Source organism: Streptomyces sp. NPDC090994 (genome assembly GCF_044768905.1).
Taxonomy (GTDB): Bacteria; Actinomycetota; Actinomycetes; order Streptomycetales; family Streptomycetaceae; genus Streptomyces.
Genome location: NZ_JBIVWS010000004.1, coordinates 38750 through 62434, shown reverse-complemented (window position 1 = coordinate 62434; position 23685 = coordinate 38750). Strand labels below are relative to the sequence as shown.

23 protein-coding genes are annotated in these 23685 nt (G+C 72.4%); 15 read left to right on the top strand and 8 right to left on the bottom strand.

The window, feature by feature from the left end; all coding sequences use genetic code 11:
- The first annotated feature begins 54 nt into the window (after window positions 1-54).
- Genes hutU through hutI form a run of 4 tightly spaced genes read left to right on the top strand, consistent with a single transcriptional unit; the run spans window position 55 to window position 5529 of the window.
- Entirely contained in the window at window positions 55-1746 is a 1692-nt protein-coding gene (gene hutU / locus ACIQR3_RS10445; protein ID WP_403536929.1) for a urocanate hydratase, read from the top strand.
- Window positions 1743-2978 carry an allantoate amidohydrolase gene (locus ACIQR3_RS10440; RefSeq protein ID WP_403536926.1) on the top strand — a complete coding sequence of 412 codons (1236 nt, stop codon included), beginning with the start codon at window positions 1743-1745 and terminating at the stop codon, window positions 2976-2978. Before hutU ends, ACIQR3_RS10440 begins: the two co-directional genes overlap by 4 nt.
- Entirely contained in the window at window positions 2969-4315 is a 1347-nt protein-coding gene (locus tag ACIQR3_RS10435) for a formimidoylglutamate deiminase (RefSeq protein ID WP_403536923.1), read from the top strand. The genes ACIQR3_RS10440 and ACIQR3_RS10435 overlap by 10 nt, the downstream gene beginning before the upstream one ends.
- Before the next feature lie 23 nt (window positions 4316-4338).
- Complete coding sequence (hutI, locus tag ACIQR3_RS10430) at window positions 4339-5529, top strand: imidazolonepropionase (protein WP_403536921.1); 1191 nt, start codon at window positions 4339-4341, stop codon at window positions 5527-5529.
- Window positions 5530-5573: 44 nt separating this feature from the next.
- On the opposite strand, the gene ACIQR3_RS10425 is transcribed toward hutI, so the two are convergent.
- Window positions 5574-6488: an RNA polymerase sigma factor SigF gene (locus ACIQR3_RS10425; RefSeq protein ID WP_403536918.1), complete on the bottom strand. Its 915-nt coding sequence runs from the start codon at window positions 6486-6488 to the stop codon at window positions 5574-5576.
- Between the two features lie 252 nt (window positions 6489-6740).
- Here ACIQR3_RS10425 and ACIQR3_RS10420 point away from each other — a divergent pair, with 252 nt between their 5' ends.
- Together ACIQR3_RS10420 and ACIQR3_RS10415 are read left to right on the top strand one after the other, a co-directional pair.
- The gene (locus tag ACIQR3_RS10420; protein ID WP_403536915.1) at window positions 6741-7118 is read left to right on the top strand and encodes an STAS domain-containing protein; all 378 of its coding nucleotides are present in this window, start codon (window positions 6741-6743) and stop codon (window positions 7116-7118) included.
- 197 nt (window positions 7119-7315) lie between these two features.
- Window positions 7316-7870, top strand: a complete 555-nt coding sequence (locus ACIQR3_RS10415; RefSeq protein ID WP_403536913.1) for an ATP-binding protein — start codon at window positions 7316-7318, stop codon at window positions 7868-7870.
- Window positions 7871-8060: 190 nt separating this feature from the next.
- On the opposite strand, the gene ACIQR3_RS10410 is transcribed toward ACIQR3_RS10415, so the two are convergent.
- Window positions 8061-9557, bottom strand: coding sequence for an MFS transporter (locus ACIQR3_RS10410; RefSeq protein ID WP_403536910.1), 1497 nt, complete (start codon window positions 9555-9557; stop codon window positions 8061-8063).
- A gap of 523 nt (window positions 9558-10080) precedes the next feature.
- On the opposite strand from ACIQR3_RS10410, the gene ACIQR3_RS10405 reads away from it, so the two are divergent.
- The gene (locus ACIQR3_RS10405; protein WP_215165007.1) at window positions 10081-10758 is read left to right on the top strand and encodes a response regulator transcription factor; all 678 of its coding nucleotides are present in this window, start codon (window positions 10081-10083) and stop codon (window positions 10756-10758) included.
- Window positions 10759-10808: 50 nt separating this feature from the next.
- A complete protein-coding gene (locus ACIQR3_RS10400) occupies window positions 10809-12083 on the top strand; it encodes an ATP-binding protein (RefSeq protein WP_403536907.1) in 1275 nt (424 codons plus the stop codon).
- Window positions 12084-12092: 9 nt separating this feature from the next.
- Here the strand turns inward: ACIQR3_RS10400 and ACIQR3_RS10395 are convergent, their stop codons facing one another.
- Window positions 12093-12641, bottom strand: coding sequence for a GtrA family protein (locus ACIQR3_RS10395; RefSeq protein WP_403536904.1), 549 nt, complete (start codon window positions 12639-12641; stop codon window positions 12093-12095).
- Window positions 12642-12816: 175 nt separating this feature from the next.
- Between ACIQR3_RS10395 and ACIQR3_RS10390 the strand changes: the two genes are divergently transcribed.
- The 4 genes from ACIQR3_RS10390 (at window position 12817) to ACIQR3_RS10375 (ending at window position 16924) form a co-directional block, all read left to right on the top strand.
- On the top strand, window positions 12817-13959 hold the full coding sequence (locus ACIQR3_RS10390) for a 5-(carboxyamino)imidazole ribonucleotide synthase (protein WP_403536901.1): 1143 nt from the start codon (window positions 12817-12819) through the stop codon (window positions 13957-13959).
- Complete coding sequence (gene purE / locus ACIQR3_RS10385) at window positions 13956-14489, top strand: 5-(carboxyamino)imidazole ribonucleotide mutase (RefSeq protein ID WP_215165011.1); 534 nt, start codon at window positions 13956-13958, stop codon at window positions 14487-14489. Before ACIQR3_RS10390 ends, purE begins: the two co-directional genes overlap by 4 nt.
- 6 nt (window positions 14490-14495) lie before the next feature.
- On the top strand, window positions 14496-15674 hold the full coding sequence (locus tag ACIQR3_RS10380) for a dipeptidase (protein WP_403536898.1): 1179 nt from the start codon (window positions 14496-14498) through the stop codon (window positions 15672-15674).
- A 119-nt stretch (window positions 15675-15793) separates the two neighbouring features.
- Entirely contained in the window at window positions 15794-16924 is a 1131-nt protein-coding gene (locus ACIQR3_RS10375; RefSeq protein WP_403536895.1) for a dipeptidase, read from the top strand.
- Between the two features lie 137 nt (window positions 16925-17061).
- Here ACIQR3_RS10375 and ACIQR3_RS10370 read toward each other — a convergent pair whose 3' ends face one another.
- Together ACIQR3_RS10370 and ACIQR3_RS10365 are read right to left on the bottom strand one after the other, a co-directional pair.
- The gene (locus ACIQR3_RS10370) at window positions 17062-17454 is read right to left on the bottom strand and encodes a VOC family protein (protein WP_403536892.1); all 393 of its coding nucleotides are present in this window, start codon (window positions 17452-17454) and stop codon (window positions 17062-17064) included.
- A 17-nt stretch (window positions 17455-17471) separates the two neighbouring features.
- Entirely contained in the window at window positions 17472-17831 is a 360-nt protein-coding gene (locus ACIQR3_RS10365; protein WP_403536890.1) for a VOC family protein, read from the bottom strand.
- Window positions 17832-17940: 109 nt separating this feature from the next.
- Here ACIQR3_RS10365 and ACIQR3_RS10360 point away from each other — a divergent pair, with 109 nt between their 5' ends.
- Window positions 17941-18447, top strand: a complete 507-nt coding sequence (locus ACIQR3_RS10360) for a CGNR zinc finger domain-containing protein (RefSeq protein ID WP_403536887.1) — start codon at window positions 17941-17943, stop codon at window positions 18445-18447.
- 66 nt (window positions 18448-18513) lie between these two features.
- Here the strand turns inward: ACIQR3_RS10360 and ACIQR3_RS10355 are convergent, their stop codons facing one another.
- Window positions 18514-19857 carry a UDP-glucose dehydrogenase family protein gene (locus ACIQR3_RS10355; RefSeq protein ID WP_403536884.1) on the bottom strand — a complete coding sequence of 448 codons (1344 nt, stop codon included), beginning with the start codon at window positions 19855-19857 and terminating at the stop codon, window positions 18514-18516.
- Between the two features lie 186 nt (window positions 19858-20043).
- Here ACIQR3_RS10355 and ACIQR3_RS10350 point away from each other — a divergent pair, with 186 nt between their 5' ends.
- Entirely contained in the window at window positions 20044-21201 is a 1158-nt protein-coding gene (locus ACIQR3_RS10350) for an acyl-CoA dehydrogenase family protein (protein WP_403536881.1), read from the top strand.
- Between the two features lie 53 nt (window positions 21202-21254).
- Here the strand turns inward: ACIQR3_RS10350 and ACIQR3_RS10345 are convergent, their stop codons facing one another.
- On the bottom strand, window positions 21255-22196 hold the full coding sequence (locus tag ACIQR3_RS10345) for an alpha/beta hydrolase (protein ID WP_403536878.1): 942 nt from the start codon (window positions 22194-22196) through the stop codon (window positions 21255-21257).
- 107 nt (window positions 22197-22303) lie between these two features.
- On the opposite strand from ACIQR3_RS10345, the gene ACIQR3_RS10340 reads away from it, so the two are divergent.
- Complete coding sequence (locus tag ACIQR3_RS10340) at window positions 22304-22939, top strand: TetR/AcrR family transcriptional regulator (protein ID WP_403536875.1); 636 nt, start codon at window positions 22304-22306, stop codon at window positions 22937-22939.
- 81 nt (window positions 22940-23020) lie between these two features.
- Here ACIQR3_RS10340 and ACIQR3_RS10335 read toward each other — a convergent pair whose 3' ends face one another.
- Window positions 23021-23587: an acyl-CoA thioesterase gene (locus ACIQR3_RS10335; protein WP_403536872.1), complete on the bottom strand. Its 567-nt coding sequence runs from the start codon at window positions 23585-23587 to the stop codon at window positions 23021-23023.
- Window positions 23588-23685 lie beyond the last annotated feature (98 nt).

Here is a 23685-nt window from a genome sequence, read left to right as displayed (position 1 = left end):
AGGATGTGAATAGAAGTAGTGACATCCGTGGAGAGCCGGCCTCAGGAGGCAGCCATGTCAGGACCCCGCCCCGTCCGTGCGCCGCGCGGCACACAGCCGAGCGCCCTGGGATGGCAGCAGGAGGCCGCCCTGCGCATGCTGCAGAACAACCTCGACCCGGAGGTCGCCGAGCACCCCGACAAGCTCGTCGTCTACGGCGGCACCGGCAAGGCCGCCCGCGACTGGCGCTCCTTCGACGCGATGGTGCGGACGCTGCGGACCCTCGAGCAGGACGAGACGATGCTCGTCCAGTCGGGCCGCCCGGTCGGCGTCATGCGGACCCACGAGTGGGCCCCGCGCGTCCTCATCGCCAACTCCAACCTCGTCGGCGACTGGGCGAACTGGGAGGAGTTCCGCCGCCTGGAGGCGCTCGGCCTGACCATGTACGGGCAGATGACGGCCGGCTCCTGGATCTACATCGGCACCCAGGGCATCCTCCAGGGCACCTACGAGACCTTCGCCGCCGTCGCCGCCAAGAGGTTCGGCGGCACCCTCGCCGGGACCATCACCCTCACCGCCGGACTCGGCGGCATGGGCGGCGCCCAGCCCCTGGCCGTGACCATGAACGACGGCGTCGCGATCTGCATCGACTGCGACCCGCGCGCCATCGACCGGCGTATCGAGCACCGCTACCTGGACGTCCGCGCCGACTCCCTCGACCACGCCCTCCGGCTGGCCGTCGAGGCCCGCGACGCCCGCCGCCCGCTCTCCATCGGCCTGCTCGGCAACGCGGCCGAAGTCGTCCCCCGGCTCCTCGCCATGAGCGCGCCGGTCGACATCGTCACCGACCAGACCTCGGCGCACGACCCGCTGGCCTACCTGCCCGCCGGGATCGCCTTCGACGACATGGCGGACGCCGCCGCCAAGGACCCGGCGGGCTTCACCGCCCGCGCCCGCGCCTCCATGGCCCGGCACGTGGAGGCCATGGTCGGCTTCCAGGACGCCGGCGCCGAGGTGTTCGACTACGGCAACTCCCTCCGCGGCGAGGCCCGGCTCGCCGGATACGACCGGGCCTTCGCCTTCCCCGGCTTCGTCCCCGCCTACATCCGCCCCCTCTTCTGCGAGGGCAAGGGCCCCTTCCGCTGGGCCGCCCTCTCCGGCGACCCCGCCGACATCGCCAAGACCGACAAGGCGGTCCTCGACCTCTTCCCGGAGAACGAGTCCCTGGCCCGCTGGATCAGGATGGCGGGGGAGCGGGTCCACTTCCAGGGCCTGCCCGCCCGCATCTGCTGGCTCGGCTACGGCGAGCGGGACAAGGCCGGTGAGCGGTTCAACGACATGGTGGCGAGCGGCGAGCTGGCCGCGCCCGTCGTCATCGGCCGCGACCACCTGGACTGCGGCTCCGTCGCCTCTCCGTACCGGGAGACCGAGGCGATGCGCGACGGCTCCGACGCGATCGCCGACTGGCCGCTGCTGAACGCCATGGTGAACGTCGCCTCCGGGGCCTCCTGGGTGTCGGTCCACCACGGCGGCGGCGTCGGCATGGGGCGGTCGATCCACGCCGGGCAGGTCACGGTCGCCGACGGCACCCCGCTCGCCGGGGAGAAGATCCGCCGCGTGCTCACCAACGACCCCGGCATGGGCGTCATCCGGCACGTGGACGCCGGGTACGACCTCGCGGAGTCGGTCGCCGGGGAGCGCGGCGTCCGCGTCCCCATGCGCGAGGGCGACGCGCGGCCGGGCGGCCCCGAGGGCGGCGCCGCGTGAGCTTCCACAGCATGTGGGCCGAGCTGCTGCCGGTCGGCCGCGGCTCCGCCTCCGGCGGCTACCGGCGGTTCGCCTGGACCGGCGCCGACGCCGACTGCCGGGCCTGGTTCCGGCAGCAGGCCGAGACACGCGGCCTGGCCTACGAGACCGACCGCAACGGCAACCAGTGGGCCTGGCTCGGTGACCCGGCCGCCGGGGACGCCGTCGTCACCGGCTCCCACCTGGACTCCGTCCCCGACGGCGGCGCCTTCGACGGCCCCCTGGGCGTCGTCTCCGCCTTCGCCGCGCTGGACGAACTGCGCCACCGGGGAGCGCGGTTCACCAAGCCGCTCGGCATCGTCAACTTCGGCGACGAGGAGGGCGCCCGCTTCGGCCTCGCCTGCGTCGGCTCCCGCCTCACCGCCGGAGCGCTCACCGCGGCCGACGCCCACCGCCTCACCGACGCCGACGGCATCACCCTCCCGCACGCCATGGAGGCCGCCGGTCACGACCCGGACGCCATCGGCCCGGACCCCGAGCGGCTCGCCCGCATCGGCGCCTTCGTCGAACTCCACGTCGAACAGGGCCGCGCCCTGGACCTGACCGGCGACCCGGTCGGCATCGCCTCCGCCATCTGGCCGCACGGCCGCTGGCGGTTCGACTTCCGCGGCGAGGCCAACCACGCCGGCACCACCCGCCTCACCGACCGGCACGACCCGATGCTGCCGTACGCCGAGACCGTGCTCGCCGCCCGCCGGGAGGCCGCACGCGCCGGTGCCGTCGCCACCTTCGGCAAGGTCGCCGTGGAGCCGAACGGCGTCAACGCCGTGCCCTCCCTGGTGCGCGGCTGGCTGGACTCCCGGGCCGAGGGACAGGAGACCCTGGACGCCGTGGTCGGCTCCGTCGAGCGGGCCGCCCGCGCCCACGCCGAGGCGCACGGCGTCGGCCTCACCGTCGCCCGGGAGTCCTTCACCCCGGTCGTCGAGTTCGACCACGCCCTGCGCGACGAACTCGCCCGCATCCTCGGCACCGAAGGCACCGAAGGCACCGGCACGGACCTGAAGGTGCCCGTCCTCGGCACCGGCGCCGGACACGACGCCGGAATCCTCTCCGCACACGTCCCGACCGCCATGCTGTTCGTGCGCAACCCCACCGGCGTCTCGCACTCCCCGGCCGAGTCCGCCACCGAGGACGACTGCGCGGCCGGGGTACTCGCCCTCGCCGACGTACTGGAAGGACTCGCGTGCCCGTGACCGCCCCCCGGACGTACTGGCTCGAACACGCCTGGCTCGGCGGCCACGTCGAACCGGGCGTCGCCGTCGACGTGGCGGACGGCCGCATCCGTGCCGTCCGCACCGGGACCGGCACCCCGCCGCCCGGCGCCGGGATCCTGCGCGGACTGACCCTGCCGGGACTGGCCAACGCCCACAGCCACGCCTTCCACCGCGCCCTGCGCGGCACCGTCCAGGTGGGCTCCGGCACCTTCTGGACCTGGCGCGAGGTGATGTACTCCGTCGCCGACCGCCTCACCCCCGACACCTACCACGCCCTCGCCCGGGCCGTGTACGCCGAGATGGCCCTGGCCGGCATCACCGCCGTCGGCGAGTTCCACTACGTGCACCACGCTCCCGGCGGCACGCCCTACGCCGACCCCAACGCCATGGGCGAGGCGCTGATCGAGGCCGCCGCCGACGCCGGCATCCGCATCACCCTCCTCGACACCTGCTACCTCTCCGCCGGTTTCGGACGGCCGCCCACCGCGCACCAGCTGCGCTTCTCCGACGGGAGCGCGGAGGACTGGGCAGCACGCTGTTCAGTTCTCAAAGAACGGGATCACGCGCGGATCGGGGCCGCCGTGCACTCCGTACGGGCCGTGCCCGCCGGCCAGTTGGCGACCGTGGCCCGCTGGGCCGAGGAGCGGCGGGCCCCGCTCCACGTCCACCTGTCCGAGCAGACCGCCGAGAACGACGCCTGCCGGCAGGCGCACGGCCGCACCCCCGCCCGCCTCCTCGCCGACCACGGCGTCCTCGGGCCGCGCACCACCGGCGTGCACAACACCCACCTCACCGACGAGGACATCGCCCTCATCGGCAGGAGCGGCACCGGCACCTGCATGTGCCCGACCACCGAACGGGACCTCGCGGACGGCATCGGACCCGCCACCGCGCTCCAGAAGGCGGGCTCACCACTCTGTCTCGGCTCCGACAGCCACGCCGTCGTCGACCTGCTCGAAGAGGCGCGCGCGCTGGAGCTGAACGAGCGGCTGCGCACCCGTACCCGGGGCCACTGGACGGTCACCGCACTGCTGCGCGCCGCCACCGCCGACGGTCACGCGGCGCTCGGCTGGGACGACGCCGGCGCCATCGAGACCGGCGCCCGCGCCGACCTGACGACCGTCGCCCTGGACTCGGTCAGAACAGCGGGGCCGCCGCCCAGGCTCGGCGCCGAGGCCGCCGTATTCGCGGCGACCGCGGCGGACGTACGGCACACGGTCGTCGGCGGACGGCACGTCGTGCGCGACGGGGCCCACACCCTCGTACCGGACGTGCCGCGAGCACTGGCGCGGGCCGTGGCGGCCCTGCGCGCCTGACGACGCCGACCGCGAAGGACATCATGAGCACCAGCGCCAGCACCACCAGCACCGTCATCACCGACATCGCCACGCTGGTCACCAACGACCCCTCCCTCGAAGACGGATCCCCCCTGGGCCTGATCCGGGACGCGGCCGTCGTCATCGACGGCGACCGCGTCGCGTGGACCGGTGAATCCAGCAAAGCACCCGCCACTGACAATCGGGTCGACGCCGGCGGCCGGGCCGTCCTGCCGGGCTTCGTGGACTCCCACTCCCACCTGCTCTTCGCGGGCGACCGCACCGAGGAGTTCAACGCCCGCATGTCCGGCCGCCCCTACAGCGCGGGCGGCATCCGCACCACCGTCGCCGCCACCCGCGCCGCGACCGACGCGGAACTGGAAGCCGGCCTCACCCGTTACCTCACCGAGGCCCTCCGCCAGGGCACCACGACCTTCGAGACCAAGTCCGGGTACGGCCTGACCACCGCCGACGAGTCCCGTGCCCTGCGCGTCGCCGCCCGCCACACCGACGAGGTCACCTTCCTCGGCGCCCACATCGTCGCCCCCGAACACGCCGACGACCCCGCCGCCTACGTCGACCTCGTCACCGGCGAGATGCTGGACGCCTGTGCCCCGTACGCCCGTTGGATCGACGTCTTCTGCGAGCGGGGCGCCTTCGACGGGGACCAGGCCCGCGCGATCCTCACCGCGGGCAAGGCCAAGGGCCTGCACCCCCGCATCCACGCCAACCAGCTCTCCCACGGCCCCGGCGTGCAGCTCGCCGTCGAACTCGACGCGGCCAGCGCCGACCACTGCACCCACCTCACCGACGCCGACGTGGACGCCCTCGCCAACAGCCGCACGGTCGCCACGCTGCTGCCCGGCGCCGAGTTCTCCACCCGCGCCGACTGGCCCGACGCCCGGCGGCTGCTCGACGCCGGTGCCACGGTCGCCCTCTCCACCGACTGCAACCCCGGCTCGTCCTTCACGTCCTCCGTGCCGTTCTGCGTCGCCCTCGCCGTACGGGACATGGGGATGACCCCGGACGAGGCGGTGTGGTCGGCGACGGCGGGCGGTGCGGCGGCCCTGCGCCGGGACGACGTCGGGCGCCTCGCGCCGGGGGCGTACGCCGACCTGGTCCTGCTGGACGCCCCGAGCCACGTCCACCTGGCGTACCGGCCCGGCGTACCGCTGGTCGCGGGGGTGTGGCGGCGGGGCGTGCGCGCGGTGTGAGGACAGGCCGAAGGGGCGGCCGCAGCCGCCCCTTCGCGTCACCTTCACTCCTCGACCGTCAGCCCCTTGCGCAGTTTCACCAGCGTCCTCGACAGCAGGCGGGAGACGTGCATCTGGGAGATGCCCAGTTCCTCGCCGATCTCCGACTGGGTCATGCCCGCGACGAAGCGGAGGGAGAGGATCTTCCGGTCGCGCGGCGGCAGTCCGGCGATCATGGGCTTCAACGACTCGACGTACTCGATGCCTTCGAGCCCGTGGTCCTCGTAACCGATCCGGTCCGCGAGCGCGCCCTCGGCGTCGTCCTCCTCCGGCTGGGCGTCCAGCGAGGCGGCGGTGTACGCGTTCGACGCGGCCATGCCCTCGACGACCTCGTCGTTGGTGATGCCGAGGCGCTCGGCCAGCTCGGCCACCGTCGGCGCGCGGTCGAGCTGCTGGGCCAGTTCGTCGCCGGCCTTGGCGAGGTCCAGGCGCAGTTCCTGGAGGCGGCGCGGGACGCGCACGGACCACGAGGTGTCGCGGAAGAACCGCTTGATCTCGCCGATGATGGTCGGCATGGCGAACGTGGGGAACTCCACGCCCCGCGACAGTTCGAAGCGGTCGATCGCCTTGATCAGGCCGATCGTGCCGACCTGGATGATGTCCTCCATCGGCTCGCTGCGCGAGCGGAAGCGGGAGGCGGCGAACTTGACCAGCGCGAGGTTCAGCTCGACGAGCGTGTTGCGTACGTACGCGTACTCGTGCGTGCCTTCCTCCAGCGACTCCAGGCGCTCGAAAAGGGTCTTGGACAGGGCCCGGGCGTCCGCCGGGGCGACCTCGTCGTACGCGGGGATGTCCGGAAGCCCGGCGAGGGCGCCGTCGTGCTCGACGGCTCGCTCGAAGTGGTCGATGGGATCCAGATGTTCCGGAGGGGGTGTCGACGTCGCTGTCCGGGTACGCGATCCGTCGAGCCGGGGTGACATGATGTCCTCCATCGTTCTCGGCATGCGGCTGCCGAAGCCAAATACGTGCACTGCGGTGTGCGGCGCCTCCAAAGCCGGCCGTGTCGGTTGCGTGTTCCTACTAGCCCTACCGGCTTCACCGAGCCCACCGCAAGTGCTTTTTGTTCTGGTATGTCCGTTTGTGTGCGGATGTTCGGGTGTTGAAGGACGTACAGAAGGCGTAGTGTTCGAGGGCGTCAGTAAGCAGCCTCGACGTCGGGAGAGAGAGACGGCATGGACCGCGGGACGGTCGGCAGCGCACAGTCTGGCCGGCTTCTGGTGGAGGTGCGGCAGGAAGGCCCCAGTGCCGTCGTGACCCCGGCGGGTGAGTTGGATCACCACACCGCCGACCTGTTGCGCGAGCCGCTGGACGACTGCCTGGACAAGGGTTTCAGCCGGCTGGTCGTCGACTGCTCGCGTCTGGAGTTCTGCGACTCCACGGGACTCAACGTCCTGCTCGGCGCGCGGCTGAAGGCGGAGGCCGCGGGGGGTGGCGTCCACCTGGTCGGCATGCGGCCCGTGGTGGCGAGAGTCTTCGAGATCACCGGTGCGGACGCCGTCTTCACCGTTCATGACACCCTTGAGACGGCCTTGGCGGACGAGAGCGGCTGAGCCGCCCCCACGGGCCCGGCGGGACGTCTCGCGCGTCCCCTGTGGCCGGTGGTTCCGGCCCGTCCTGTGTTTCCTGCCCAATACAGGGGTGTTCTGTCGGTCCGGTCGGGCAGGAGACATCCTGAACAGGTCGGCCGACCGACCGGCTGTGTACGACGTTGAATCATGAATTGGTGAATCGGTGAGGTGAAGCGCTGATGAGCACCACCCGGCCCTACTCGCCGGGCGACCGCGGTCCGGAGCCCAGCGGCGCTTCCGGCGCCTCCGGGGCGCCCGAGGGGGGTATGCCCGTGACCGGGGCGTCCGAAGGGCACGTGGGCGCGCAGACCGCTGCCGCCGCCGGTGGCCAGTCCCGCAGGCTGAGCTTCGACGGCGCGAGCGGTGTCGTGCCGCTCGCCCGTGACTTCACCCGCCAGGCGCTGTACGCCTGGGGCTGGCTGCCGGCCGACTCGGCCGACCAGCGGGCCGCCGCCGAGGACGTCCTGCTGGTCGTCTCCGAACTGGTCACCAACGCCTGCCTGCACGCCGAGGGCCCGGACGAGCTGTCGATCAGCCGCGACCGCAAGGTGATCCGGCTGGAGGTCTCCGACCGGGGCACGGGCCAGCCGGCCCCCCGCACCCCGCACCGCGCCGGGCGCCCCGGCGGCCACGGCATGTTCATCGTGCAGCGGCTCTGCCTCGACTGGGGGGTCGTACGGTCCCCGGGCGTCGCGGGCAAGACCGTGTGGGCGGAGCTGGCCGCACCGGCGTAGGCGGAGGCCCTGCGGACGGAGACCTGCGCGGGGGCTCGGCGGCTTTCCGCGCGGGCCCGCCACCCGACCCTCCCCATCACTCGCCGACACCCGTGACCCCCGAAGGCCCCGGCAGCCCCACGAAACCCCGAAGGGCCACCGCGTCCCAAGGACACGGTGACCCTCCGACGGAAAGCCGGGCCGGCAGGTCTCAGTGGACGTCGCCCATCAGCGTCCGGACGCGCTTGCGGTACATCCACACCGCCACGCCGGCGACCACGGCGAGGGTGGCCTCCGCGGCGACGATGCCGGTCTTGTTCAGGTCCACGCCGGCGATGGAGAGCAGGCCCGTGGTCGCGTCACCGGCGGTGACCGCGAGGAACCAGACGCCCATCATCTGCGAGGCGTACTTCACCGGCGCCATCTTCGTCGTCACCGACAGGCCGACCGGGGAGAGCAGCAGCTCACCGCAGGTCTGGACGAAGTAGATCGCCACCAGCCACAGCGCCGCGGCCTTGTGGCCGCCGTCCGCGATCGCCAGCGGGGCGAGGAAGAGGAAGAAGGACGCGCCGATCAGCACCAGGCCGAACGAGAACTTCACGACCGTGCTCGGCTCCTTGCCGCGCCGGGCCAGCGCCAGCCACAGCGTCGCGAAGACCGGGGCCAGCGCCATGATGATGACCGGGTTGACCGACTGGTACCAGGAGACCGGGAACGACCAGCCCAGGACGCTGTTCTCGGCGGAGGACTCGGCGAAGATCGACAGGGTCGAGCCGCCCTGGTCGTAGATCATCCAGAAGACGGCCGCGGCGACGAAGAACCAGATGTACGCGGACATCTTCGACTGCTCGGCGCGGTCCAGGGACTTGTCGCGCTTGATGCGGGTCAGCACCAGGATCGGGATGATCACGCCGAGCAGGGTCAGCGGGACCAGGATCCAGTTCAGCGTGTAGTGGCCGGAGAAGCCGACGATCGCGTAGAAGACGACCGCGATCACGGCCCAGAACGCCGACTTGCGCAGCGTCGAGGTCTTCTCGGCGGCCGTCAGCGGCTTGGGGACGACGCTGGAGTGCGGGTCGAGGTTGCGGCTGCCGATCAGGAACTGGGCGACACCGATCGCCATGCCGACCGCGGCCAGCGCGAAGCCCAAGTGCCAGTTGACGTTCTCCCCGATGGTGCCGATGACCAGCGGCGCGACGAAGGCGCCGAGGTTGATGCCCATGTAGAAGACGGTGAAGCCACCGTCCCGGCGCGGGTCGTCGGGGCCCTTGTACAGGTGGCCGACCATCGTGGAGATGTTGGCCTTCAGCAGGCCCGAGCCGATGGCGACCAGGCCGAGACCGGCGAAGAACGTGCCGGAGGAGGGCAGGGCCAGGGTGAGGTGGCCGAGCATGATGACGCCGCCGGCGATGGCGACGGTCTTGCGCGGACCCCACACGCGGTCGCCGAACCAGCCGCCCGGCATCGTGAGCAGGTACACCAGCGAGAGGTACACCGAGTAGATCGCGGTGGCGGTGCCGGCGTTCATGCCCAGCCCGCCCGGGGCCACGAGGTACAGCGGGAGCAGAGCCCTCATGCCGTAGTAGGAGAAACGCTCCCACATCTCGGTCATGAAGAGGGTGGCCAGACCCCGGGGGTGGCCGAAGAAGGACTTCTCGGATCCGGGGGTGCCCGGGGTGACCGAGTCCTTCGTCAGGCTGGACGCCATGGTCGATCCTTGCTGGTCGGGACGCGCTCACGGAGGCGATGCGCGCCCGGTGGGGGGCAGGCCGGCACCGGCGGGTCGGACCGTCCACCCCACGCCTACGGGGAGCCCGCCCCGGGTCACGGGGCGGCGGACGGTGACCACCGGGATCCACGCCTCGGCGCGCGGCTCTGCGCTGCGAGGCCCGGCCACAGGTCATTCCTTTCGAGGCCGGCGGACGGCCGGCCCGCACACACGAAGAAGACCTTCGGCGTCACGAGCTCAAGAGCTTGGGAGAGCCGGAGCCGCCAAAGGTCCCTGTGGTGCTACAGGCGTTTGTCCACCATAAGGCAAGGTACTGCCCGGTATGGAAGGACTTGAGATGCGTATCACAGGGAGTGATGGAACCGGAATACTACATTCCGAAGTCTTCCGGGAGATCGCGTCCCGCCGCGCGATCCGGGCACGTGTCCGGCATGTCCGGAGGTAAGGACGGCCCGCACCGATCTCACCTCGGACGTTGCTCCGGGCGGACTACCATCGGGTCATGACCCGTGTACTGCTCGCCGAGGACGACGCGTCCATCTCGGAGCCGCTGGCCCGCGCACTGCGCCGGGAAGGGTACGAGGTCGAGGTGCGTGAGGACGGACCCACGGCACTCGACGCCGGGATGCAGGGCGGTGTGGACCTGGTCGTGCTGGACCTGGGCCTGCCCGGCATGGACGGCCTGGAGGTCGCCCGCCGGCTGCGTTCCGAGGGCCACTCGGTGCCGATCCTCATCCTGACCGCGCGCGCCGACGAGGTGGACACCGTCGTCGGCCTGGACGCGGGCGCCGACGACTACGTCACCAAGCCCTTCCGCCTCGCCGAGCTGCTCGCCCGGGTCCGGGCCCTGCTGCGGCGCGGTGCCACCGAGCCCCAGCAGCCGCCGGCCACGCACGGCGTGCGCATCGACGTCGAGTCGCACCGCGCCTGGATGGGCGACGAGGAGCTCCAGCTCACCGCCAAGGAGTTCGACCTGCTGCGGGTGCTGGTGCGCGACGCCGGCCGGGTGGTCACCCGCGACCAGCTGATGCGCGAGGTCTGGGACACCACCTGGTGGTCGTCGACCAAGACCCTCGACATGCACATCTCCTGGCTGCGCAAGAAGCTGGGCGACGACGCGGCCAACCCGCGCTACATCGCCACCGTGCGGGGCGTGGGCTTCCGCTTCGAGAAGAACTGAGCCCGCACGGGCGTACACGGTCACGTAGTCACGTTGTCACGTAGGGAAACATGCGCCGTCGACTGATCCAGTCCACGCTCGCCGTGGTGCTCGTCGTGATCGCCGTCTTCGGCGTCTCCCTGGTCATCGTCGAGACGCAGACGATCAGCAGCACGGCCCAGGAACGGGTGGACCTGGAGGCGGCCCGGCTGGCCAGCATCGTGGACAGCCGGCTGCTGGGCACCGGCAGCGTCGACGCCGAGGTCCTGCGCGGCCAGGTCGAGGGCAACCGGTACGCCGCGATCCGCATCCCCGGCGAGCCGCTCATCGAGATCGGCAGCGAGCCGACCGGCGAGGTCATCCGGGGCGAGGCCACCGGCGAGGAGGGCGAGACGGTCATCGTCCAGGAGCCGCGCTCCTCGGTGACCCGCGAGGTCGGCCGGACCCTGCTGATCATCGGGCTGGTGGCGCTGCTCGCGGTGATCGCCGCCGTCCTGCTCGCGGTCCGCCAGGCCAACCGCCTCGCCTCCCCGCTCACCGACCTCGCCGAGACCGCCGAACGCCTCGGCTCCGGCGACCCGCGCCCCCGCCACAAGCGGTACGGCGTCCCCGAGCTGGACCGGGTCGCCGACGTGCTGGACTCCTCCGCCGAGCGCATCGCCCGGATGCTCACCGCCGAGCGCCGCCTGGCCGCCGACGCCTCCCATCAGCTGCGTACGCCGCTGACCGCGCTGTCGATGCGCCTGGAGGAGATCACCCTCACCGACGAACCGGAGACGGTGAAGGAGGAGGCGACCATCGCGCTGGCCCAGGTGGAGCGGCTCACGGACGTCGTCGAGCGGCTGCTGACCAACTCCCGCGACCCGCGCAGCGGCTCCGCCGTCGTCTTCGAACTGGACGACGTCATCCAGCAGCAGATCGCCGAGTGGCGCCCCGCCTACCGCAGCGCGGGCCGGGCCATCGTCTCCTCCGGCAAGCGGCACCTGACGGCCGTCGGCACGCCGGGCGCGGTCGCCCAGGTGCTGGCGGCGCTGATCGAGAACTCGCTGATGCACGGCGGCGGCACGGTCGCGCTGCGCACCCGGGTCACCGGCAACCAGGCCGTGGTCGAGGTCACCGACGAGGGACCGGGCGTCCCCGCCGACCTGGGCGCGCGGATCTTCGAGCGCACCATCAGCGGACGGAACTCCACGGGCATCGGGCTGGCCGTCGCCCGCGACCTGGCGGAGGCGGACGGCGGGCGCCTGGAGCTGCTCCAGTCCAAGCCGCCGGTGTTCGGGCTGTTCCTGTCCCGCACCCAGCCGTCGAAGGCCGAGGCGTCGGAGGCGGACCGGACGGTCAGGTGAGGACGGGGCTCAGCGGGTGCGCCCCGGAGCGGGCACAGTGGTCGGGCTCTCGTGCTCCAGGAACGATTCCGCGCGGGCGACGGCGTCCCGGGCGGGCAGGGCGCGGAAGACCCAGGACCGGTAGGACCAGAAGCGGAACAGCGTCGCCACCCCGATGCCGACGAACTTGAAGATGTTGCTCTGCAGCGGGCTGTCCCAGCCGAAGCCGTACGTCGCCGTGTAGAGCACGCCGTTCTCGATCACCAGGCCGACCGCGCTGAACAGCAGGAAGAGGGACATCTCCTTGGTCCGGCCGCTCTTGTCCCGGTCGCGGTAGGTGAAATAGCGGAAGCCCACGTAGTTGAAGACGATGGAGACGACCGTCGCCACGATGCTGGCCCGGACCACCTGGAGGTCGGTCGTGTGCCGCACCAGGTTGAAGACGAGCAGGTTGACCAGGACGCCCGCGCCGCCGACCGCGCCGAACTTCAGCACCTCCCGCAGGACGCCTTCGAGCCGCTGCCGCAGCGCGCCGCGGGCGGCCGGGGGCGCGGTGTGCGCCGAGGAACCATGTCCCATGGTCGTGCAGGCCCCCGCTCGGTCGGTTGGCTGGTGGCGTCAACCCGGCCATGCTAACCACCCGACCGCGCTGATTTCCTGTGGACGACCGGGGGGAAGATCCCCGCAGGACGCTTCCTGCCCGGCGGAACGGCCGGGAAGCGCCCTCCCCCCGGCCTGCCGATACGCTAGGGGGGTGACGTTCCCGGTAGTCGGCATGGTCGGCGGGGGCCAGCTCGCGCGTATGACGCACGAAGCGGGCATCCCGTTGGGCATCAGGTTCAAGCTTCTCAGTGACACTCCCCAGGACTCAGCGGCCCAGGTGGTGAGCGATGTCGTCGTCGGCGACTACCGCGACCTGGACACGCTCCGTGAGTTCGCGCGCGGCTGTGACGTGATCACCTTCGATCACGAGCACGTGCCCACCGAGCACCTCCGGGCCCTGGAGGCGGACGGCATCCCCGTGCGCCCCGGCCCGGACGCGCTGGTGCACGCCCAGGACAAGGGCGTGATGCGGGCGAAGCTCACGGCGATCGGTGTGCCGTGCCCGCGGCACCGGATCGTGCGGGACCCGGCCGACGTGGCCGCGTTCGCGGCGGAGAGCGGGGGAGGATTTCCGGTCGTACTGAAGACCGTGCGCGGCGGGTACGACGGCAAGGGCGTGTGGGTCGTGGACTCCGAGGCGGAGGCCGCCGAGCCGTTCCGCGCGGGCGTGCCCGTCCTCGCCGAGGAGAAGGTCGACTTCGTCCGCGAGCTGGCCGCCAACGTCGTACGGTCCCCGCACGGCCAGGCCGTCGCCTACCCGGTCGTCGAGTCCCGGCAGGTGAACGGCGTCTGCGACACCGTCATCGCCCCCGCGCCCGGCCTCGACGAGGACCTGGCGCTCCGGGCCGAGGAGATGGCCCTGTCCATCGCCAAGGAACTCGGCGTCGTCGGCCACCTCGCCGTCGAGCTGTTCCAGACCCGCGACGGCCGCATCCTGGTCAACGAGCTGGCGATGCGACCGCACAACTCCGGCCACTGGTCGATGGACGGCGCGATCACCTCGCAGTTCGCCAACCACGTCCGCGCCGTCCTCGACCTCCCCCTCGGCGACCCGCGCCCGCGCGTGCCCTGGACGGTCATGGTCAACGTCCTCGGCGGCGACTACCCGGACATGTACTCGGCGTACCTGCACTGCATGGCCCGCGACCCCCAGCTGAAGATCCACATGTACGGCAAGGACGTCAAGCCCGGCCGCAAGGTGGGCCACGTCAACACCTACGGCGACGACCTGGACGACGTCCTGGAGCGCGCCCGGCACGCTGCCGGTTACCTGAGAGGGACGATCACCGAATGAGCCCCGCCGCCCGTCCCGTCGTCGGCATCGTCATGGGGTCGGACTCCGACTGGCCCGTCATGGAGGCCGCCGCCAAGGCGCTCGACGAGTTCGAGATCGCCTACGAGGTCGACGTCGTCTCCGCGCACCGCATGCCCCGCGAGATGATCGCGTACGGCGAGGAGGCGGCCGGACGCGGACTGAAGGCCATCATCGCCGGGGCCGGCGGCGCCGCCCACCTGCCCGGCATGCTCGCCTCGGTCACCCCGCTGCCGGTCATCGGCGTACCCGTCCCGCTGAAGTACCTCGACGGCATGGACTCGCTGCTGTCGATCGTGCAGATGCCCGCGGGCGTGCCCGTCGCCACCGTCTCCGTCGGCGGTGCCCGCAACGCCGGACTGCTGGCCGCCCGCATCCTCGCCGCGCACGACGAGGAGCTGCTGGGCCGGATGCGCGAGTTCCAGCAGGAGCTGAACGACCAGGCCACCGAGAAGGGCAAGCGGCTGCGCACCAAGGTCGAGGGGTCGGCCTCCTTCGGTTTCGGGAAGTGACCGCCCATGACCCCACTGCACGAGGCACGCGAGCTGCTCCGCGAGTTCCCCGTCGTCGACGGCCACAACGACCTGCCCTGGGCGCTGCGCGAACAGGTCCGCTACGACCTCGACGCCCGCGACATCGCCACCGACCAGTCCGCCCACCTGCACACCGACCTGGCCCGGCTGCGGGCCGGCGGGGTCGGCGCGCAGTACTGGTCGGTGTACGTCCGCTCCGACCTGCCCGGCGCGCTCACCGCGACGCTGGAGCAGATCGACTGCGTACGGCGGCTCATCGACCGCCACCCGGGTCAGCTGCGGGCCGCGCTGACCGCCGCCGACATGGAGGCCGCGCGGGCCGAGGGCCGGATCGCGTCGCTGATGGGCGCGGAGGGCGGGCACTCGATCGACAACTCCCTCGCCGCGCTGCGCGGCCTGTACGCGCTCGGCGTGCGCTACATGACCCTCACCCACAACGACAACGTGGCGTGGGCGGACTCCGCGACCGACGAGCCCGGCGTCGGCGGGCTGTCGGCCTTCGGCCGAGAGGTCGTGCGCGAGATGAACCGCGAGGGCATGCTGGTCGACCTCTCGCACGTCGCCGCGACGACCATGCGGGACGCGCTGGACACCTCCACGGCGCCGGTCATCTTCTCCCACTCCTCCGCGCGGGCCGTCTGCGACCACCCCCGCAACATCCCCGACGACGTGCTGGAACGCCTCCCCGCCAACGGCGGCGTGGCGATGGTGACGTTCGTGCCGAAGTTCGTGCTCCAGGCGGCCGTGGACTGGACGGCCGAGGCCGACGAGAACATGCGCGCGCACGGCTTCCACCACCTGGACACCAGCCCGGACGCGATGAAGGTCCACCGCGCCTTCGAGGAGAGCCGGCCGCGTCCGGTCGCCACCGTCGCCACGGTCGCCGACCACCTCGACCACATGCGCGAGGTCGCCGGCGTCGACCACCTCGGCATCGGCGGCGACTACGACGGCACGCCGTTCACCCCGGCCGGCCTCGACGACGTCTCCGGCTACCCCAACCTGATCGCCGAGCTGCTCGACCGAGGCTGGTCCAAGGCCGACCTGGCCAAGCTGACCTGGAAGAACGCGGTACGGGTGCTGGGTGACGCGGAGGACGTGGCCCGTTCCCTCAAGGGCACCCGGGGACCGTCGAACGCCACGCTGGACGCGCTCGACGGCTGACCCCGGGCCGTGTGCGGGGGTACGCCGGGCGGCGTACCCCTGACGGCCCACCCACCAGGAAGCCCGTCACGCTCCGTGCGACGGTGTCGGTACTGCACGACGACCGTACGGAGCCCGCCATGGCAGACCTCCAGGACGACCTGCACCCGAGCACCGAGGCCGGCGAGCTGGACGACCTGCCCACGCCCTCCCCCACCCGCGTCCCCGCACCGGAGCCCTGCCCACCCGCCCCGGACCCGGACGCCGCGCCGCTGGAGCGGGCGCACGCCGTACTCGCCGCACACCCCGTCGCCGACGGGTACAGCGGACTGCCCTGGGCGCTCAAGCACCTGCCCTGGTACGACCTGGAACTCGGCGAGACCGCCGTCGGCACCGACGTGCCCCGGCTGCGCGAGGGGCACGTCGGAGTGCTGTTCGCGTCCCTGCACCTGCCCGAGGCGCTCGCCGGCGACCGGGCCGTCGGTGCCACGCTGGAACAGCTTGACCTGGTCAAGACGGTCGTCCGGGACCACCCCGAGGGGCTGCGCCTGGCCTACGACGCGGGCGAGGCCATCGACGCCCGCAACTGCGGCCGGGTCGCCGTGCTGCCCGGACCGGCCGGCGCCGCCGCCGTCGGCGACTCCCTCGGCATCCTGCGCTCGCTGCACCTGCTCGGCCTGCGCGTGCTCACGCTGACCGGGGCCAGCTGGGCGAGCGAGGCCGGACTGACCCGGTTCGGCGAGGAGGTCGTCCGCGAGATGAACCGGCTCGGGGTGATCGTCGACCTCTCCGGGGCCTCCGCGCCGACGGTCCGCCGCACCTTCGCCGTCTCCAAGGCGCCCGCGCTGTGCACCCGCTCCGCCGCCCGCGCCCTGCGCCCGCACCCCGCCAACCTCCCCGACGACCTGCTGGCCGAGCTGGGCGCGGCCGGGGGCCTGTGCATGGTGCCGCTGACCGCCGAGCAGACGGGCCCGACCGTCCGCGACGTCGCCGACCACCTCGACCACGTCCGTGACGTCGCCGGCCCGCGGGGCGTCGGCCTGTCCGGTACGTACGACACCGGCACCGCCCATCCGCAGGAGCTGGGCGACCCCTCCTGCTACCCCCGGATCGTCGCCGAGCTGCTGCGGCGCGGCTGGGACGAGGCCGACGTGGCGCTGCTGACCTGGGGCAACGTCCAGCGGGTGCTGCGCGACGCGGCGTTCACCGCGCGGACGTTCCAGGTGCGCCGCCAGCCGTCCACGGCGACGATCACCGACCTGGACGGCTGACGGGTCAACGGCAGAGGGACAACCGCCGGCGGTCAACGGCCGACGGCTGACGGTCAACGGCGGCGGTCAACGGCTGACGGCTGACGGTCAACGGCTGACGGCCGACGGCTGACGGTCAACGGCCGACCGCGGCCGGCCTACGGGTGCTCGATCCGGCACAGGCAGAAGGGGTGCCCCGCCGGGTCGGCGTACACCACGAAGTCCTTCTTCTCCCGGTCCTCCGCGTCGAGCACCCGGGCCCCCAGCGCCAGCACCTTCTCGTGCGCGGCGTCCATCTCCTCCCACGTCGACCCGCCGTCGAAGTCGAGGTGGAACTGCTGGGCGTTGCGGTCGGCGCGCGGCCACTCCGGCGGGGTCAGGCCCGGCGCCCGCTGGAAGGCGATGCGGGGCCCGCCGGGTACCCGGAGCACCACCCAGTCGGGGTCTTCCTCCTCGGGCGTGCCGCCCACGATCTGCGCGTAGAAGCGGGCCAGCGCCCGCGGGTCGGGACAGTCGACGACGACGGAACGGAAACGTGCCACGGATGCCATGCGGGCAACCTCCTCGGTCAGGCGGCGCAGAGACAGAACGGGTGCCCGGCCGGGTCCGCGTAGACCCGGAAGGACCGGGCGCGGTCCTCCGCGTCCAGCGGCTTCGCGCCCAGCGCCAGCACGGCCCGCTCGGCCGCGTCGAGGTCGGGCACGTCCAGGTCCAGGTGGAACTGCTGCGAGTGGTCGGCCGCGGGCCACCGCGGCGGTACGAACCCGGGGGCGGCCTGGAAGGCCAGCGCCTGCCCGTCCGGCAGCTTCAGGTCGACCCAGTCGCCCTGGTCCTCCACGGTCCCGCCGAGCACCTCGGCGTAGAAACCGGCCAGGGCGTGGGGGTCGGGACAGTCCAGGACGACGACGCCCAGTTCGGCGACAGCCATGACTTCCTCCTTGGAGTCCGGTGAAGTCCGGTCCGGTGGTTACCGGTAAAGGGAGAGTAGCCAGTAACGGGTTACTCCATGCATCCTCAACGGCGGTAACGTCGCAGGCATGAGTGAGAGAGCGCCCGCGCCGGGGGGCCTCGCGCTGGTCGAGTCCCTGGTCAACACCCTGGACGTGGAGACGGGCGCCGACTCGCTCGGCACGCCCGAGGGCCGGGCGCGGTTCGGCCTCACGGAGGACGAGGTGCCGGCGGCCGTCGAACTGCGCGAGTCGCTGCGGGCCGTCCTGCTCGCCCACGCCGGCCATCCGCCGCACCGCACGGTGACACCGCTGGCCGAGCTGCTGGCCGAGGGCCCCCTGCTGGTGACGGTCGACGCCGCAGACGGCTCCGCCGCGCTCGCCCCGGCCCGGCCGGGGTCCCTGACCGCCCGGATCGCCGCCGCCGTCGCGGAGGCGCTGATCGCGGGGACCTGGACGCGGCTGAAGGCGTGCGAGGCGGCCGACTGTCTCTGGGCGTACTACGACCGCAGTCCCGCCGGACGCGGACGCTGGTGCTCGATGCGAGTGTGCGGGGCGCGCGCCAAGATGCGGAGGTACCGCGCGAAGGGCGCGTGAGCGCGGCGCGAAGGGTGGTGCGAGGGGCGCGTGTCGCGACTGCCGAGTGGCTGCCGCGCGGAGCGCCTACGCCGTCGGCCGGCCCATCGCCCGGTACGTCCACCCGGCCCGCCGCCACGCTTCCGGGTCCAGCGCGTTGCGCCCGTCCAGGATCACCCGGGCCCCCGCGACCTCGCCCAGCGCCTCCGCGTCCAGCTCGCGGAACTCCCGCCACTCCGTCAGGTGCAGCACGACGTCCGCGCCGCGCACCGCCTCCGTCACCGACTCGGCGTACCCGAGGGTCGGGAACAGCCGCCGGGCGTTGGCCATGCCCTTGGGGTCGTACACCGTGACCTGGCCGCCCTGGAGGTGGATCTGCCCGGCGACGTTGAGCGCGGGGGAGTCCCGTACGTCGTCGGAGTCGGGCTTGAAGGTGGCGCCGAGGACCGCGACCCGCTTGCCGAGGAACGGGCCGCCGCCCAGCGCCTCCCGGGTCAGCTCGACCATCCGGCCGCGCTGGCGCATGTTGATGGAGTCGATCTCGCGCAGGAAGGTCAGCGCCTGGTCGGCGCCCAGCTCACCGGCGCGGGCCATGAACGCCCGGATGTCCTTGGGCAGGCACCCGCCGCCGAAGCCGATCCCGGCCCGCAGGAACTTCTTGCCGATCCGGTCGTCGTACCCGATCGCCTCGGCCAGCTTGGCGACGTCCCCGTCGGCGGCCTCGCACACCTCGGCCATCGCGTTGATGAAGGAGATCTTGGTGGCGAGGAAGGAGTTGGCGGAGGTCTTCACCAGCTCGGCGGTCGGGAAGTCGGTGACGACGAACGGAGACCCTTCACCGACCGGCGTCGCGTACACCTCCCGCAGCAGCTTCTCCGCCCGCTCGCTGCGCACGCCGACCACGATCCGGTCCGGGTGCAGCGTGTCCTGGACGGCGAAGCCCTCGCGCAGGAACTCCGGGTTCCAGGCCAGCTCGGCGTCGCCGCCCGCCGGGGCGTGCTCGACGAGGTAGGCGGCCAGCCGGTCGGCCGACCCGACCGGCACCGTCGACTTGCCGACGACCAGGGCGGAGCCGCGCAGGTGCGGGGCGAGCGAGGCCAGCGCCGACTCGACGTAGCTCATGTCGCAGGCGTACTCGCCGTGCTTCTGCGGCGTGTTCACGCACAGGAAGTGCACGTCGCCGAAGGCCGCGACCTCCTCGAAGTCGGTGGTGAAGCGCAGCCGCCCGCTGGACCCCTCGATCCCGGCGACATGCCTGCGCAGCAGCTCCTCGAGTCCCGGCTCGTACATCGGGACCTCGCCGCGCCGCAGCATCTCGATCTTCTCCGGCACCACGTCCAGACCGAGCACCTCGAACCCCAGCTCCGCCATGGCCGCCGCGTGGGTCGCGCCGAGATAGCCGGTGCCGATCACGGTGATCTTGAGGGCCATGGATGCTCCAGAGACGTACGGCGGGTGCGGGAGTGAGCATAACCGGGGGCATGGCGCGGCCCCTGGACGGGCAGCCTGCGGCTGTCGTCAAGCTCACCTACCCATGGCCGCCGACGCGGTTCTAAAATCTGGGTTACTTAACAGTAGTTAGCGTCGTCATCACTTCGTCCTGGAGCGTGAGAGACCTTGGCCGGATCGGCTGACTTCGACCTGTACCGCCCGTCCGAGGAGCACGGCATGCTCCGCGACGCCGTCCGCGCGCTGGCCGAGGCGAAGATCGCGCCGCACGCCGCCGCGGTGGACGAGGAGGCCCGCTTCCCGCGCGAGGCGCTGGCCGCCCTGACCGCGAACGACCTGCACGCGGTGCATGTCCCCGAGTCCTACGGCGGCGCGGGCGCCGACGCCCTCGCCACGGTGATCGTCATCGAGGAGGTGGCCCGCGTCTGCGCCAGCTCGTCCCTCATCCCGGCGGTGAACAAGCTCGGCTCCCTCCCGGTGATCCTCTCCGGCTCGGAGGAGCTGAAGAAGAAGTACCTGGCGCCGCTCGCCAAGGGCGACGCGATGTTCTCGTACTGCCTCTCCGAGCCGGACGCGGGCTCGGACGCGGCCGGCATGAAGACGAAGGCGGTCCGCGACGGGGACTTCTACGTCCTCGACGGCGTGAAGCGCTGGATCACCAACGCCGGCGAGTCCGAGTACTACACGGTCATGGCGGTCACCGACCCGGCCAAGCGGTCCAAGGGCATCTCCGCCTTCGTCGTGGAGAAGTCGGACGAGGGCGTCTCCTTCGGCGCCCCGGAGAAGAAGCTCGGCATCAAGGGCTCGCCCACCCGCGAGGTCTACCTCGACAACGTCCGCATCCCCGCCGACCGCATGATCGGAGAGGAGGGCACCGGCTTCGCCACGGCGATGAAGACCCTGGACCACACCCGCATCACCATCGCCGCCCAGGCCCTCGGCATCGCCCAGGGCGCCCTGGACTACGCCAAGGGCTACGTGCGGGAGCGCAAGCAGTTCGGCAGGCCGATCGCCGACTTCCAGGGCATCCAGTTCATGCTCGCCGACATGGCCATGAAGATCGAGGCCGCCCGCCAGCTCACGTACGCCGCAGCGGCCAAGTCCGAGCGCGGCGACGCCGACCTCACCTTCCAGGGCGCGGCGGCCAAGTGCTTCGCCTCGGACGTGGCGATGGAGGTCACCACGGACGCGGTGCAGTTGCTGGGCGGGTACGGCTACACCCGCGACTACCCGGTGGAGCGCATGATGCGCGACGCCAAGATCACGCAGATCTACGAGGGCACCAACCAGGTCCAGCGGATCGTGATGGCCCGGAACCTCCCGTAGGAACCCCCCCGCGGCGAGCGCCCGGGGGGCGGCCGGCGACCGTGCGGCCCCGGTCAGTCGAAGGCCGCGGCCACGGCGTCGCCCAACTGGCCGAGGACGTCCCGGGAGAGCTTCACCGGCCCGGTGAACGACAGGAAGCCGTGGACGGCGCCCGCGACCGGGAGGTGGCGGACCGCCACGCCCGCCTCCGCCAGGGCGCGGGCGTAGCGGTCGCCCTGGTCGCGCAGCGGGTCGTGTCCGGCGGTGACGACGACGGCGGGCGGGAGTCCGGTCAGGTCGTCCGCGCGCAGCGGTGAGACGCGGGGGTCGGCGCCCTGGTCGGGGGTGCTGAGGTAGGCGCCCCAGAACCACTCCAGGTAGGAGCGGGACAGGACCGGTCCGGCCATGTGCTCGTACATCGACGGGCTGTCGTCGAACCGGTCGACCGCCGGGTAGGCGAGCACCTGGAGCGCGATGCGCGGCCCGCCCCGGCGCCGGGCCTCCTGGGCGAGGACCGCGGCCAGGTTGCCGCCCGCGCTCTCGCCGAACACGGCGATCCGCCCGCCGTCGCCCCCGAACTCCGCGGCGCGGTCCGCGACCCAGGTCAGCGCGGCGTAGGCGTCCTCGATCGCGGCCGGGAAGCGGTGTTCGGGGGCCAGCCGGTAGTCGACGGAGACCACGATCGTGCCGGAGCGGGCGGCCATGGCGCGGGCCATGTGGTCCTGGGTGTCGAGGTCGCCGAAGACCCAGCCGCCGCCGTGGAGGAAGACGGTCACGGGCAGCGGACCGGACCGCGGCCCGGGGCCGGCGGGCCGGTAGAGGCGTACGGGGATGTCCCGGCCGTCGGCGGGGACGGCGGTGTCCGTCACGTCCGCGACCGGCACGGGATCGCCGGCCAGGGCGGCGAAGGCGGCCCCGGCGGCACGGTTCTCCGCGACCGTCAGGGTCTCCGGGGCCGGTCCGGCGTGCTCGGCGGTCTGCCGGAGCAGGGTCTTGATCTGGGGGTCGAGCGACATGGCGCACCTCACTGGAGCCGCGGGAGAACCGCACGGGCTGGAATGACTTCTCCAACCTCTCGGTCGAGTGATTGGAATGTCAATTCCAACTTCGGTAGGGTGCATCCATGAACACGCCAGTGCGGGCGGACCGCCCGGAGCAGCCCCGGCTCACCGAGGCCGGCCGCAGGACCCGGGACCGCATCGTCGAGACGGCCGCGGAACTGATGCACCAGCGGGGTGTGGGCGGCACGAGCATCCCGGACATCCAGTCCGCCGCCGGGGTCAGCGCGTCGCAGATCTACCACTACTTCGGCGACAAGCAGGGCCTGGTCCTCGCCGTCATCGACCACCAGACCGACGCCAGGCTCGCCCAGCAGCGCCCCCTGCTCGATCATCTGGACAGCATCGAGGCGCTGCGGGAGTGGTGCGACCGGGCCGGGGACCGGCAGGACGCCGCCGGGTGCGAGGGCGGCTGCGAGATCGGCTCGCTCGCCAGTGAACTGGCCGACACCGCTCCGGCGGCGCGCACCGGACTGGCCGCCGCCTTCGACCGGTGGGAGAGCCCCATCAGATCGGGGCTGGAGCGCATGAAGGCGCGGGGCGAACTGAACGAGCACGCGGACCCGGCGGTACTCGCCACCGCCCTGCTGGCCGCGATCCAGGGCGGCATGCTGCTGTCCCAGGTCCGCCGGTCGAGCACCGCCTACCGGCAGGCCGTGACGACGGTGATCGACCACATCGAGAGCTACGTCGTCCGGTAGCCCTCCGCGTACGCAGCCGCGGGTACGCGTAGCCCCGCGTACCCGTAGCCCTCGGTACGCGTAGCCCCCCTGTACGCCGGACTAGTCCGCGAACCCCTCCGCCGCCCTCCGCTCCCGCAGCTCCATGATCGCGCGGCGGCGGGCCAGGCGGTGGGTGCGGCGGATCTGGGCCTCCTGGTGGCGCCGCTTGTCGCGCTCGGTCTCCGGGATCACCGGCGGCACCGCGCGCGGCTTGCCGTCGGCGTCCACCGCGGCGAAGACCAGGTAGGCGGAGCCGACCTGGGTGGGCGGGGCGGACTGGTTCCAGCGCTCGGCCAGGACCCGCACCCCGACCTCCATCGAGGTCCGGCCGGTCCAGTTGACCTGGGCCTTCACATGGACGAGGTCGCCGACGCGGACCGGTTCGAGGAACGCCATCTCGTCCATCGACGCCGTGACGGCGGGGCCGCCCGAGTGGCGCCCGGCGACGGCGCCCGCCGCGTCGTCCACCAGCTTCATGATCACGCCGCCGTGCACCGTGCCCAGCAGATTGGTGTCGTTGTGGGTCATGATGTGGCTCAGGGTGGTGCGGGAGGCCGAGGTCGGCTTGCCCGGGATCTCCGGCGTCGCCGGCCGCTCGGCCGAGGCCTGGGGTGCCTGGTCTGTCATGACCTCCACCCTAAGCCGAGCCGACATGGGTGTGATTTGTGTCAGCTTCGCAACAGCGCGGCCCTGATTTTCCGACGACCCTTGTATGGGGCACAGCA

Excerpts from the sequence above, each read along its gene's own strand:
- ACIQR3_RS10410 (WP_403536910.1), bottom strand. The coding sequence starts at position 9,557 with ATGGCGTCCAGCCTGACGAAGGACTCGGTCACCCCGGGCACCCCCGGA.
- purE (WP_215165011.1), top strand. The coding sequence starts at position 13,956 with ATGAGCCCCGCCGCCCGTCCCGTCGTCGGCATCGTCATGGGGTCGGAC.
- ACIQR3_RS10345 (WP_403536878.1), bottom strand. The coding sequence starts at position 22,196 with ATGTCGCTCGACCCCCAGATCAAGACCCTGCTCCGGCAGACCGCCGAG.
- ACIQR3_RS10425 (WP_403536918.1), bottom strand. The coding sequence starts at position 6,488 with ATGTCACCCCGGCTCGACGGATCGCGTACCCGGACAGCGACGTCGACA.
- ACIQR3_RS10365 (WP_403536890.1), bottom strand. The coding sequence starts at position 17,831 with ATGGCTGTCGCCGAACTGGGCGTCGTCGTCCTGGACTGTCCCGACCCC.
- ACIQR3_RS10405 (WP_215165007.1), top strand. The coding sequence starts at position 10,081 with ATGACCCGTGTACTGCTCGCCGAGGACGACGCGTCCATCTCGGAGCCG.
- ACIQR3_RS10360 (WP_403536887.1), top strand. The coding sequence starts at position 17,941 with ATGAGTGAGAGAGCGCCCGCGCCGGGGGGCCTCGCGCTGGTCGAGTCC.
- ACIQR3_RS10355 (WP_403536884.1), bottom strand. The coding sequence starts at position 19,857 with ATGGCCCTCAAGATCACCGTGATCGGCACCGGCTATCTCGGCGCGACC.
- ACIQR3_RS10380 (WP_403536898.1), top strand. The coding sequence starts at position 14,496 with ATGACCCCACTGCACGAGGCACGCGAGCTGCTCCGCGAGTTCCCCGTC.
- hutI (WP_403536921.1), top strand. The coding sequence starts at position 4,339 with ATGAGCACCAGCGCCAGCACCACCAGCACCGTCATCACCGACATCGCC.
- ACIQR3_RS10340 (WP_403536875.1), top strand. The coding sequence starts at position 22,304 with ATGAACACGCCAGTGCGGGCGGACCGCCCGGAGCAGCCCCGGCTCACC.
- ACIQR3_RS10415 (WP_403536913.1), top strand. The coding sequence starts at position 7,316 with ATGAGCACCACCCGGCCCTACTCGCCGGGCGACCGCGGTCCGGAGCCC.
- hutU (WP_403536929.1), top strand. The coding sequence starts at position 55 with ATGTCAGGACCCCGCCCCGTCCGTGCGCCGCGCGGCACACAGCCGAGC.
- ACIQR3_RS10370 (WP_403536892.1), bottom strand. The coding sequence starts at position 17,454 with ATGGCATCCGTGGCACGTTTCCGTTCCGTCGTCGTCGACTGTCCCGAC.
- ACIQR3_RS10400 (WP_403536907.1), top strand. The coding sequence starts at position 10,809 with ATGCGCCGTCGACTGATCCAGTCCACGCTCGCCGTGGTGCTCGTCGTG.
- ACIQR3_RS10420 (WP_403536915.1), top strand. The coding sequence starts at position 6,741 with ATGGACCGCGGGACGGTCGGCAGCGCACAGTCTGGCCGGCTTCTGGTG.
- ACIQR3_RS10335 (WP_403536872.1), bottom strand. The coding sequence starts at position 23,587 with ATGACAGACCAGGCACCCCAGGCCTCGGCCGAGCGGCCGGCGACGCCG.
- ACIQR3_RS10375 (WP_403536895.1), top strand. The coding sequence starts at position 15,794 with ATGGCAGACCTCCAGGACGACCTGCACCCGAGCACCGAGGCCGGCGAG.
- ACIQR3_RS10395 (WP_403536904.1), bottom strand. The coding sequence starts at position 12,641 with ATGGGACATGGTTCCTCGGCGCACACCGCGCCCCCGGCCGCCCGCGGC.